The following is an 11,429-nucleotide window of genomic DNA, read 5'->3' on the forward strand; positions in this document are numbered from 1 at the left end:
CTCGGTCGTCCCATTGCACACCTCCGTGATCAGAAGGTGTTGCGACGACCAGTTGATTTCGCCTTGACAGCCGTGGTCGGCGTGGTGGACGAGCTCGCCGGACGCGACTTCGCGGCTGGCCAGGGCGTACTCCAGCGAGGTGAGGACCAGGTCCGCGTCCGCACGAGCGGAGGTTTCCCAGGCCACCACCCGGCGGGAGAACGCGTCGCGGATCGCGGACAGCCACAACGGCCCCTCCAGGCGTCGTGATCACGGTCAGGTCGGTGACCCACAGCCGGTTCGGTCCGTTCGCGATGAAGTCGCGTTGCACCAGGTCAGGGGCGAGTTCTGCGTCTGGGTCCCGGCGGGTGAAACTTTTGCCCCGGCGCGGGATGATCCCTGCGAGGCCGCCCTGGCGCATGAGCCGTTCGACACGCTTGCGGCCGACGGGGACGGCCTCGCGCCTGAGGACGGCGTGCACGCGGGGTGAGCCGTAGATCCCGCCGGAGTCGGCGTGGACCTGCCGGATCATGCCTGTCAGCCCGGCGTCCCGGCGGCGCCGCTCGCACGGTTCCTTCTCGGCCCGGCGCCAGCGGTAGTAGGTGGAGGAGGGGATGGAGAGTTCCCGGAGTACGGGCTCGACCCCCAGGCGCGGGTGCGCGTCGACGAGCGCGGTCACCTGGGCCGGGTCGGGCCGAGCTGGGCCGCGAAAACGCCGAGGCCGTCCGCAGGACCTCGTTCGGCCGCTTGGGCTGGACACTCTCCTTGCGCAGGGCGGCCAGTTCCTCCCGCTCTGCGGTGGTGAGCATGTCATTGCGTTCGCCGGCGTCGGCCTCGGCCTGACGGATCCAGTTGCGCAGAGCCTCGTGGTGCACGCCGAGTTCCTCGGCCATGCGGCGGATCACGGGCTCCGGTTCGGCGGTCCGGTACATCCGGACCGCACGCTCACGCTCCTCCAGCGGGTACTTCCTCGGCGCAGGCATCGTCCGGGCTCCTCCCACGAGACCCATCTGACTCCCTGTCACCCACTTCCGCATCCCGGGGGAACCTCAACAGCCCGCAGGGCAACCCGTGTACTCAAGGCCGTCCGGACACACTGTCCCGAACCGGACGCCCTCACGCGCGACGTCCGATCCTTCGCGAGCATGCTCACCAGCCGCCGGGGAGAGCGTCTGCCGGACTGGCTCGACGCCGTCCGGTAGGAGGACCTGCCCAGCCCCGTACGCTCGCCGCTGGCATCGACCGGGACCGCGATGCTGTCATCGCGGTCCTCACCCTGCCCCGGAGCTCGGGCGCTGTCGAAGGCCGTGTCAACCGGATCAAGATGCTGAAGCGCCAGATGTCCGGCCTCGCTGGCTTCTCGCTCCTGCGCAAGCGCGTTCTCCTCGCTTCGTGAGGGCGGCTCTGCGGTCAGGCACTTCGACGGTTCTCGGCTCTGCGGATGGTCGCCGCGGACAAAGACGGGTCGGCAGGCGGCACCAGCTCTCTGGAGTGGTCGGCAAGGCGCAGGCTTCGGGGAATGGCCCCACCCCCCTCGTGCCTCCGCCACGGCACCGAGATCGGCCTGGCCGCCGTCCGGCCGGACGGGCCGACGCGGCGAGCACCACGAGGACGGCGACACACACGAACGGCCCGCGATCCGGACGGGCCCTTGCTCTGGAAACTCGGTTCGGCCCCGCGCCGCCCTGTGCGGGCGTGGGTGGATCGGTGGATCGGAGGGTTTCGAGGTTGTCGACCGCGTTGAGGGCTTTGTCGGCGCTGCGGGTGAGGGCGGGCTGGGTGATGCCGGCGAACAGGCCGTCGACGAAGGTGACGGGGTCTGCGCCGGCCTGGCCGGTCAGGGCCGGGTCGCCAGGGCGCCGGAGGCGGATTCGTCGGCACCTTCCAGGGCGCCGCCGGGATATCAGCGTGGCGCCGCTGTATAGCCATTGGACGGTGCGGGCGGTCTGCTGCCGGATGGCGCTGGGCAGTTCGCTCAGGATGCCGCGTACGGAGGCGGGAACGACGGCGCTTGCGGGAAGGCCCAGGTCCGGGCAGGGGTATCGGCGGTGGTGCGGCTGCTGTGCGGGGGCAGGGCATGGAACAGCGCCTGCCCGTAGGCATGGCCCGCTTCGCGCAGCGCGGCCCGTTCAGTGGCGCTGCCGGTCTCGTTGAGGTGGGTGACGAAGGCGTGTGCGAAGGCCTCACCGAAACGGGCCGCAGCTTGCGCAGGCAGTGCGGGCGGGTTCGTGGCGGTGGACAGTGCGCCGCGCTGCGGTCGCACCTTCGACGGCGGGATCAGTGGCTTCGCGATCCCCCGCAGCCCGTCCGGAACGATCCGACTCCGCGTACCCCGCACCATGCCGAGTTCAACGACGTTTCACCAGATAGGACACGGTCTCAGCTGACCCCCGCAGGCCCTGACATCGAGGCACCGAAGAGAGCACACGTCAACTTCCCACCGGGACCGGACACAACTTGTCACACGGTGCATGTAGCGCAGTGATATGGTTGCCACGTTGTTGTGAAATTCGCTGACTCGAAATGGGTGAGGCACATGCAGACGGAAGACCAGCTGAACGAGGACTTCGAGATCGTTTTCGTCGACGAGTTCCTCTCGGAGGCCGCTGAGACCCGCAGCTTCAGCTCGGGTATGGGCAGCATGCACTGCGACTGGTAACACACTCGGCAGTCTGAAGCCCGCGTCCGCTCCGTAGCGAGGGGAAGCCGGGCAGGACAGGGAGCGGGTGAGCGGCGGACCATAACATGGCAGGCCGTTCACTCGCTCTCCGTCTGTTCACGCACGTATCGGCGGCAATCGACCCCCCGACAGACAGAGACACATGGAACAGTCACTCTTCACGTCCGCCGGTGTCTTCATGGTGCGCGCGCCCATCGCGCCGGCGGACACCGCCCGGCGGGCCGGCGACATCGGCGCCGACGCGTTCTTCGGCCCTCTCGGACCATGGGCCGACCCGGTGTTCAGGGAGGCAGTCCTGGTGTCCAGCCCTTCCCTGGCCGCGACGGCCCAGGCAGCGGCCGCAGGACACCAGCTGTCGGACAAGGACATGCGCAAGGCGCTGCGTGGACTGAAACGGTATGTGTTGCGCAGCGGCACCAGGGCGACACCGTTCGGCCTGTGGGCAGGGGTGGCCCTGGGGACGTTCAGTGACTCCGCCTCCGCGACGCTGGGGAAGGAGCACCGCAAACGCGTTGGACCTCGCCGTGCCTGGCTCGGCGAGGTCCTGGACCGGAGGATGCGCCTGACGGGCCTTGCGGGGTTCACCGACGTCCGTGTGATGGTGAACAACACATCCTTCGTCCAGGGAGCGCATGTGGTTGTGCATGTCGCCCAGGGCGGCCAGGTCGTGCGTCGCAAGGTCCGCAGGACCGCCGCGGTGGACATGGTGCTGTGCGAGGCGAGCCGACCGGTACCGGCGCGGTACCTGTGCGAGCGGCTGGGCCGACGGTTCCCCTCGGCATCCGAAGAGAAGCTGTGGAAGCTGTTGGAGCAACTCGTCGCCCTGCACGTGCTGGTGACGGACACACGCCCAGGGCCGGACACGGCGGACCCCCTGGCGCACGCAGTGGAACGCGATCCGCAATGGGCGGAAGGGCGCCGCTTCCACGAGCTCTTCGAGAGTTACGGGAAGCAGCCGGTCGGAGAGGGTTACAGCGCCCTGTCCGCGCTCTACCGCGGCGTCGGCTCAACCGGCTCGGCCAGTGTCGATCTGGCGCTGGATGCCGATGTACGACTGCCGCACAGCGTCGCACATGAGATCGAGCGCGCCGCGACCGTGCTCTGGCGCCTCTCGGATCCGGACCAGCCGGCGCAGCGCGCGCTGCGCGCTTACCATACCGAGTTCCTGGAGCGGTACAGCCAGGGCGAACTGGTACCAGTCGCCGAACTGCTGAACCCGGACAGGGGACTGGGGGCGCCGGCCGGATACGTGTGGCCCGCCGGTCACCGGGTCCTACCGTCCGCGGCCCCGGACGACCCGGCACGCGTTGCCGTTCTGACGGGCCTGGTCACGGAGGCTGTGGCCGCCGGGCGCCGACATGTAGAACTCACCGACGAACTGATCGCTTCCCTGGCCCACCCCGCGGGTGAACTGCCTCGGTCAGCCGAGCTGTTCGCCACGCTTCACGCCCCGTCACTGACGGCCGTCGAGCACAGCGATTTCACACTCTTCCTCTCCCCCCTCGTGAGTCCCCAGGCCGGCGCCTCCTGGGGCAGGTTCGCGCACCTGCTCGACGCGACCGACACTACGGCACAGGCGGTCCAGCGGGCCTACCCCGATGGCGACCGTGTGCTGCCGGTGCAGCTGATGTACGCCACCCACGGCGACGCCGGGTCCGATATCGCCGCCGTACCCCGCGTGGGTGAACACTCCCTCTCCGTGGGTCTCTACGACGACCTGGAAGCCCCCGGCCGGGTGCGCCTGGACGACGTACTGGTCGGTGCCGACCTGCAAGGTTTTCACCTGTACGACCGGGCCTCGGGCAGGGAAATCTCCCCCTACGTCCCCCATCTGCTGGTTCCCGAGTTCGCTCCGAACATCGCCCGCTTCCTGCGGGAGGCACCCACGCTGGGGCGTCGTCAGCTCTCCGGCTGGAGCTGGAAACCTCTGCACCGCTCGGCTTTCCTGCCCGGCGTGCGGTACGGACGTACGGTGCTGCACCTCGCGACCTGGCGCTTGACCGTCATGGACCTGGAGGGCCGGGATCCCGAGGAGGCGCTGGCCGGCTGGCGCCGCCGCTGGAACGTGCCCGACCTGGTCCGCCTCGTCGAAGGCGACCAGTACCTGTTGCTTGACCTGCGTACCGAACCGGACAGCCACGTGCTCCGCGAAGCGGCGGCGAAGAAGACAGTGGTCTTGCAGGAGGAACCCTCGCCGGACTACGACCCGGGCTGGCTGCACGGTCCCGGGGGCGGCTACTCGGCGGAGATCGTCGTTCCCGTCTATCCGGCCGATCCGGCGCCTCGGGTGCGGACCACGACGCTCCGCGCGCCCCGTGCCAGGGACGACGCCATGCGCCATCTGCCAGGGGGGAGTTGGGTGGCGCAGCATCTGTACTGCTCGGCCGATGCCCAGCAGGAGGTCCTCGACCGGCTCGCTCCCTTCGTACGTCGCCTCGGTGAGGACATCGGGACGTGGTTCTTCATCCGCTACGCGGAGGAACACACAAGGCGTCCTCATCTGCGGCTGCGGTTCCACGGGGACCCCGCGGTGCTTGCCCGGCGAGTGCTGCCGGAACTCCATTCCTGGAGCCGTGAGTTGATGGCCGCAGGACTGGCGAGCGACTGCGCCCTGCACACCTACCGGGCCGAAGTGGAGCGGTACGGCGGGCCGTCGCTGATCGCGCGCGCGGAGGAGTTCTTCTGCGCGGACAGCCGACTCGCCCTGGACCGGCTGGCGCGAGGACTCGACACGCCGCTGGACGTCGCGGCCGATGTGGTGTCCCTCGTACGCCGGTTCCACGAGGCGGGACACGGGCACGCGGCCGTGTCTCGCTGCGTGGACCGGACCGAGGACTGGGAAAGGTGGTTCCTCGACGTCTTCCCGAAGAACGAGCGTCTGCACAAGACGTTCACCGCAGTGCGTACGGAAGCCCTGCGGCGGATCTCGTTCGATGAGCCGCCCGGGCCCGTCTCGGGTGTCGTGGAGGAATGGTTCGCCAAGCTCGACGAGTACGCCGCAGCGGTCTATCACGCGGCCGAACGGGACGGTGAGCCCCATTCCGGGGATGTGCTGGGCTCCCTGGTTCACATGCACTGCAACAGGCGGCTGAAGCACCCCGACGACGAGCGCCGGGTGTACGCGCTGGCTCGTGGAGCGGTGGAGGCGCGTGTCGGCCGGCGCCGCGCCGCGCGCCGGGAAGCAGGGATGCCCGGTCCGGCGGGTCCCGCCCGAGCGGGCTGACCGCGGCAGCCACGAGATCTCGGGGCCATCGCACCGCCGCCGTGGCGTCCGGCGGCCCGGCACGTTTCCCAGCGACGGCCGGCCTCCGCCCCTGCACGCTCAGGCCAGCGCCAGGCAGGAGTCCCAGTGCGGCGAAGCCCCGCCGTTCGCGGCGAAGGTGTACAGCGCCAGGGCCGCCCCCGCACTCCCCTCCAGGAAGTCGGGACCGTGCCCTCCCCGAGCGGCGGTGGCGACCAGTCGCTCGGCCAGATGCGGCAACGCGGCGGCGATCGCCTCGCTGCCCGTCTCTCCGGCCATGCGCACCGCGGACTGCAACAGGCCCGCCAGGCCGTGGCACAGCCCGATCCCGGAGACTTCGTCCACCTGGACCGGGTCACGCAGGGCCGCCAACAGGGCATTCTCAGCGGTCGACACACGGGCGGCGTCGCCCAGGGCGCGGCCCGCCAGTTGCTGGGCCCGTGCCGTACCGGCGACGCCGTAACACCACGAGGGCCGGGGCCTGCGCATCCCCGCCGGCGGACGGTCACCGGCCGGGTGGCCGGAGGTGACCACGGCCGGCCACCACGCGGCGGCCCGACCGCCCTGGCGCCACTCGTCCGTCCAGGCGCAGAGACGTCGCACCGCGTCGGCCGCCTCCGGGACGCCGTGGCCGCGCAGCAGCGCCAGGGACAGGACGGACAGCACGGAGCCGATGCCGTGGGACATGCCCAAGTTGCCGTGTCCGTACGGGTACTCGACGCTGGGTGAGCCGTCCGGCGCACTTCTCGTCCACCAAGGCGGCACTTCGGCCGGCGCACTCGGCAACGGCTCCGTCTCGCGCACCAGACAGGACAGCACGTCCCGCGTGATCCGGTGATCCGGATGCCGGCTCAGATGATAGGCAGCAAGGCCCGACAGGCCCCGCAGTACATCGAACTCGCCCAGTTCCGGGTTCGCGCCGCGGTTCATGCGCCGGTGCGCCTCGGCCAGGCATGTCTGGGTGACCGTGATGGTGGCGGCGTCCAGACGGTCCAGGACACGCTGGTAGCGGTCCGCCCCGACGGCTGCCCGGTGGGTGACGAAGGCGAGCGCGGGTACCCCGTGAAAGAGGTTCGCGTCAACACCTGCGTACACCTGTCCCCGCACCGCGAAGGTCAGCCAAGTGTGTGCCGTGGCCCAATCACCGCGGCCCGCTCGGGCTCGCTCGATGTGCAGCAGGGCGATCCCCGTGGCTCCATGGGAGAGCGATTGCGACCGGTGGCCGAGCTGGGGATGGGCGGAGAGTACGGTGTTCGGGTCGGACAGCATGCGGGCCAGGTCGTCGGCAGCGGTGAGTGCCGCAGCGGTCACGGCGGTGGGTATGACGGTGGGCATGGTGGGTCTCCTCAACGTGTGTGGGGTTGTCGCCTGGGCAGCGGAGACGGGCGGACCGCATCGGTCTCGGTCTCGGCTGAACACACTGCCACCACGGACCGGCAGGCGCTGTGCGGGATCCTGTTCGTGCCGCACACCGGGATCCGGTGGAGTACATCGCCCTGCGGCAGCCGCAGTGGCAGCGCTCTAACGAGGTCTCCGATGTGACACGGTGTGCCATTGTAAGTTGCGATCTCACGTGCCATGCTGCTCGCTGATTGGTAGTGCGGGATGACGGTACGGGTCCCGTCCAGTCGGCGTTCCGTTACGCCTGAACCGCATGAAGACATAGCGAAGGTGAGTACTCGTCATGATACCCCACCACATCAAGAAGGCAGCGGACAGTCGGTCCGCCGAGATTCGGGCCGGTGGGTAGCGGAAGCGGCCCTGGGACCGGGGTTGCTTCAGACCGAGCACCACCTGGTGCACCGACGGCTGGTCCTTCGGGCTGACCGCGCATGACCTGTTCACCACCTACCGCGGCGCCCTCGGTCGCGGGCATCCCGGGCCACGGTGGCGACTGAAGATCCAGGACGACACCCTGCTGCCGGGCCCGAACGCGCACATCGGCGAAGCCCACTTCGACGAGTGGCTTGCACAGCAGACGTAACCCGCGCCAACGGCCCTGGACAAGGAGCGGGCGAGCCCACGCCACGGCCAGGTCGCGTACACCGGCGCACCGAAGGCGCAACCGGGTGTGCGACGGCCCACTGACCGGTGCACCCGGTGACGTGGCAAGGCGCCTGGTCGTCCGGCTGGTGTCCCGCTCCCCAGCAGCCGATGTCAGGAGCATCGCCGATCCCGCCTCGTGCCACCGGACCACTTCACCCCACCAGCAGGTGACGCCACAAAGCCGACCGGAGTACCGGGACCGGTCTTTGAAGCGTCCCGAGCGCCGCGCACTCGATGTCGGTCACCGTGGGTCCGCCACCCGGGATGGTCCGGCCACCACCCGGAGGTTGCGGCGTGGGGCGCTCCTCGCGACCCCATGTCCGGTCGCACCCGCGGCCCACACCGCACCACCAGGCTCGCCGGGCCGACCGTGGGTCAGGCCCTGCGCCACGATCAGGGCCACCAGGCCGGCGACGACCACCACCGACGCCCCGGCCCGCAGGCTCACCCGGTCACCGAGCGGTCCGACGAACGGAGGTACGGCAGGGAAGCCGACCCGAGCCGGCCATGAGACGCCAGCGGTCCTGTCCCAGCTTCGGATGCGGGGTTGTTCCCGACCGCATGCATCGCGGCCGGGAAACAACGTGGCGGCGCCGAGTCCCGCGCAGGCGAGGGCGGTGATCACTGCGGCAGCCGAGGGGGCGGCAGGGCGCAGACCATCGCCACCGCGATGGGCAGGCCGGAGCCGCGAGCGACCGTGGCTCGCCCGCAGCGATCGGCGACCCGGTCGCCGGTGAACCGCCCGGCGGTCATCGCGCTCTGGAACGTGATGCAGGCGAACCCGGCGACCGGTTCCGAGGGGCGACAGTCGTCCCGGAGCAAGGGGCGCGCCCCATGAAGCCGGGGTGTCCTCGACCGCTGACGCCATGACGAGTTCCTCGGGATGGAGGATGGAACGTCGGTGATGCGGACGTGAGAGCGCCCCGCGTCGGACGGCAGGCGGCACTCGATCGAGACAGCGAGGCGTCAGACGGAGGGCGAAAGCACCGCTGCGGTGGCATACCGCTGTGGAACGTGCGGGACTGCGGCGGTGCCGACGAGCCCGGCGTCGGCACCGAGCCGGGCGCGCCGCACGGTCACGCGGCGCAGGAAGGGCAGCCCGGCGAACTCGCGCATCCCGGCGTCGACGGCGTCGAAGAGCAGGGTCTCGGCCTCGGCCACGCCATCGCCCACCACGATCAGGTCGAGGTGGCAGGCGGCGCACAAGGAAGTGAGGGCCGCGGCCAGTGCCCGTCCTCCTTCGGCGAAGAGCAGGGAGGCCACCGGGCCCCCCTGCTCGCCGCGGCGGTGGGGCCCGCGGTGGTCGCTCCGGCTCCCGGGCGGGTCCAGTCGGCCTCTGGGCACGGGACACCAGCGCCGTACCGCTGGCGATCAGTTCGAGGCATCCGTGCCTCCCGCACGGGCAGTCCGGCCCGTCGGCATCGACGACCACGTGTCCGATGTGGCCGACGTTGCCGGACGGTCCGGGCCAGGGGCGGCCGTCCGGGATCAGCCCGCCGCTCACGCCGGTCGACACGGTGGGGTCCAACATGTTTCGGGCGTCGAGCCCGGCGCCGGCCCAGTGTTCGCCAACGGCGACGTGGTGTGCCGCGGCCACGGTGCCACCGCCGGCCGGGCCCTCCCGGACGATGTCGGCGTGGACCACCTCACCCTGCTCAGGTACCTGTGCGAGGCGCGCAATGGAGGTCCACTCCACGTGCTCGACGACCGCAGTACGCGTTCTGTCCCGAACGTCGGGTGATCGAACCATGCAACTCCTCGTACTGACGCAACGCCATGACTCAAGTCCGCTGTGCGAAGGACCGTCACAGGGGCGGTCGGCGCTCTGTCAGTCCGGTACTCGGTCCCGGCGGGACGCGATCACGGGTCGGTTTCAGCCACAGATCAGGTGAGATTTGGAGAATCTTTTATCAAGCATATCTTGCCAATCCTGGTGGCCTTTCTCTACTGGTGCGGCAGCCCTGCCATTCCTCTGCATGAGGTGGGGTCGACCGCCCTCGGCTTGATAACTGGGGCACTACCTGGCATGACAGCTGCGCATGGGTGTACGTGGCAACGACGAAGCGTCACACCCGCACTGAGCCGCGTAAGCGGGCCACCTGTCCTCCAAGTCCCATTTGCGCGTTCAATGCGCTCGAAAGCGTTTTGGCGCAATCTCGCCGCACCTTCAGCGTTTCACACCTTGGTCTCCAAGTAATGATGTGAGTGGCCGCCCTGGCGGCATGGCCCAAGGACAGTGTCACACCTTGCTGTTTCAGCAATGATGTGGGTGGCCGCTCAGGCTGCGCAGCACAGGAACTTTTGAAGAAGATCCAAGGTCTCTCACACTCCGAAGTGAAAGGCTGGCCGGTGACATCACGGATTCTCACTCAGGGAACACGCATACTTCTCACATGTTCGGCTCACCATGATCGTGGCTGCTCTCCTGGCGTCCGCGTACATCTCTCGGCCGCTATGCGTGACCTCGCGTCACACCGCCGGGACCGGGCATCGGACGTGATTTCCGACAGCCGTCCACGAACACTCCGAAGCCTCCCACAGACCTGGCAGCCGATCTGTGCGCCGCCGCCACGAGCAGCCAGGCCGCACACCCTCTCCGACTTCCCATACCGCCTTGGCAGCCTGGTGCACTGCCGCTGCGGAGGGTTAGTCGGATAACGGATGTCTGTGGACCCCTGGTACTGCCACGCGGCATACCTGCCCTGCTTCTCCGAAATCCTGATAAACAATCCGGCCGGTGCCATCACAGCGGCCAGACGGGGGTCGAGGATTGTCTCCATGACTCGAAAGGTCAAAAGTTGCGGTACTCGAACGAGAATGACTTCCGTGTGAACGACCGTCGGTCCCTGCGGGCTGCTGCCCTACGAATGGCCGAGGAACGCCTGGGGGAAGGGGGTCTCAGCCCGACCGTGATCGCGAAGGGACTCAATGTATCGGTCCGCACACTGCACCGGTCCTTCACGGGCACCGGGGAGTCGCTCATGGGGTATGTACGTCGTCGACGCTTGGAGCAGGCACGGCAAGCTCTTCTCTCCGGCCACGGTGAAGTCAGCGTGTCCGAGCTCGCCCAGCGCTGGCATTTCGCGGACAGCAGCCACTTCATTCGCGCATTCCGAGTCCACTTCGGTATTACCCCAGCGCGAGTCGTGAGCTCCAGCATTTCAGTCGGGCGGCACCGCACTCGGCCAGCGCCCGGGCCACAGGCAGGGCGCGGTTGACGGATTGCCGAGTCGACGTAAGCCACCGCCCGGTGGGCGTCGGAGCCGCGTCGTCACCCACGGACCGGCTGCCATGTGAGCCCAAACAGCGAAGACCGGGATGCCCTACCGCTCTCGGCTCCTGATGATCCGGTGGGTGCGCGTGGCGCTCAGATCGGAAGCGCGGCCGGGAAGTGCGGGCGCTAGGCGGTTTCGTTTGGACCGGCGGGCGGATCAGAGGAAGATGCCCGCGATGTGGAGTCCGGCGAGGTAGATGGTCGCGGTC

6 protein-coding genes and 6 pseudogenes are annotated in these 11,429 nt (G+C 69.2%); 3 read left to right on the forward strand and 9 right to left on the reverse strand.

Going from position 1 to position 11,429, the window contains the following annotated elements:
* The 4 pseudogenes from IE294_RS48785 to IE294_RS45395 form a co-directional block, all read right to left on the reverse strand.
* Positions 1–228: pseudogene (locus tag IE294_RS48785) on the reverse strand (hypothetical protein); the annotation flags it as partial.
* A 145-nt stretch (positions 229–373) separates the two neighbouring features.
* Positions 374–793: pseudogene (locus IE294_RS50035) on the reverse strand (IS3 family transposase); the annotation flags it as partial.
* A pseudogene (locus IE294_RS50040) lies at positions 753–1,016 on the reverse strand (transposase); the annotation flags it as partial. The pseudogenes IE294_RS50035 and IE294_RS50040, both read right to left, overlap by 41 nt.
* Before the next feature lie 1,208 nt (positions 1,017–2,224).
* Positions 2,225–2,320 (reverse strand): annotated as a pseudogene (locus IE294_RS45395) (IS5/IS1182 family transposase); the annotation flags it as partial.
* Between the two features lie 195 nt (positions 2,321–2,515).
* Between IE294_RS45395 and IE294_RS49265 the strand changes: the two are divergent.
* Together IE294_RS49265 and IE294_RS45400 are read left to right on the forward strand one after the other, a co-directional pair.
* The gene (locus IE294_RS49265; RefSeq protein WP_268252875.1) at positions 2,516–2,638 is read left to right on the forward strand and encodes a hypothetical protein; all 123 of its coding nucleotides are present in this window, start codon (positions 2,516–2,518) and stop codon (positions 2,636–2,638) included.
* A 163-nt stretch (positions 2,639–2,801) separates the two neighbouring features.
* A complete protein-coding gene (locus IE294_RS45400) occupies positions 2,802–5,882 on the forward strand; it encodes a lantibiotic dehydratase (protein ID WP_189895186.1) in 3,081 nt (1,026 codons plus the stop codon).
* 99 nt (positions 5,883–5,981) lie between these two features.
* Here the strand turns inward: IE294_RS45400 and IE294_RS45405 are convergent, their stop codons facing one another.
* The 4 genes and pseudogenes from IE294_RS45405 to IE294_RS50045 all read right to left on the reverse strand — a co-directional run.
* Positions 5,982–7,235, reverse strand: coding sequence for a lanthionine synthetase C family protein (locus IE294_RS45405; RefSeq protein ID WP_189895187.1), 1,254 nt, complete (start codon positions 7,233–7,235; stop codon positions 5,982–5,984).
* A gap of 1,332 nt (positions 7,236–8,567) precedes the next feature.
* Positions 8,568–8,768 (reverse strand): hypothetical protein, encoded by a 201-nt coding sequence (locus IE294_RS45410; protein ID WP_189895188.1) that lies wholly within the window; start codon positions 8,766–8,768, stop codon positions 8,568–8,570.
* 144 nt (positions 8,769–8,912) lie between these two features.
* Entirely contained in the window at positions 8,913–9,290 is a 378-nt protein-coding gene (locus tag IE294_RS48795) for an ROK family protein (RefSeq protein ID WP_268252876.1), read from the reverse strand.
* Positions 9,289–9,696 (reverse strand): annotated as a pseudogene (locus IE294_RS50045) (ROK family protein); the annotation flags it as partial. The gene IE294_RS48795 and the pseudogene IE294_RS50045, both read right to left, overlap by 2 nt.
* A gap of 1,117 nt (positions 9,697–10,813) precedes the next feature.
* Between IE294_RS50045 and IE294_RS50050 the strand changes: the two are divergent.
* On the forward strand, positions 10,814–11,164 hold the full coding sequence (locus IE294_RS50050) for a helix-turn-helix transcriptional regulator (protein ID WP_359837313.1): 351 nt from the start codon (positions 10,814–10,816) through the stop codon (positions 11,162–11,164).
* On the opposite strand, the pseudogene IE294_RS48800 reads toward IE294_RS50050, so the two are convergent.
* Positions 11,100–11,350, reverse strand: a pseudogene (locus tag IE294_RS48800) (transposase family protein); the annotation flags it as partial. The gene IE294_RS50050 and the pseudogene IE294_RS48800 overlap by 65 nt on opposite strands.
* Positions 11,351–11,429: the final 79 nt, after the last annotated feature.

The sequence above is a fragment of the Streptomyces canarius genome (genome assembly GCF_014650735.1).
Classification (GTDB): domain Bacteria; phylum Actinomycetota; class Actinomycetes; order Streptomycetales; family Streptomycetaceae; genus Streptomyces; species Streptomyces olivaceoviridis.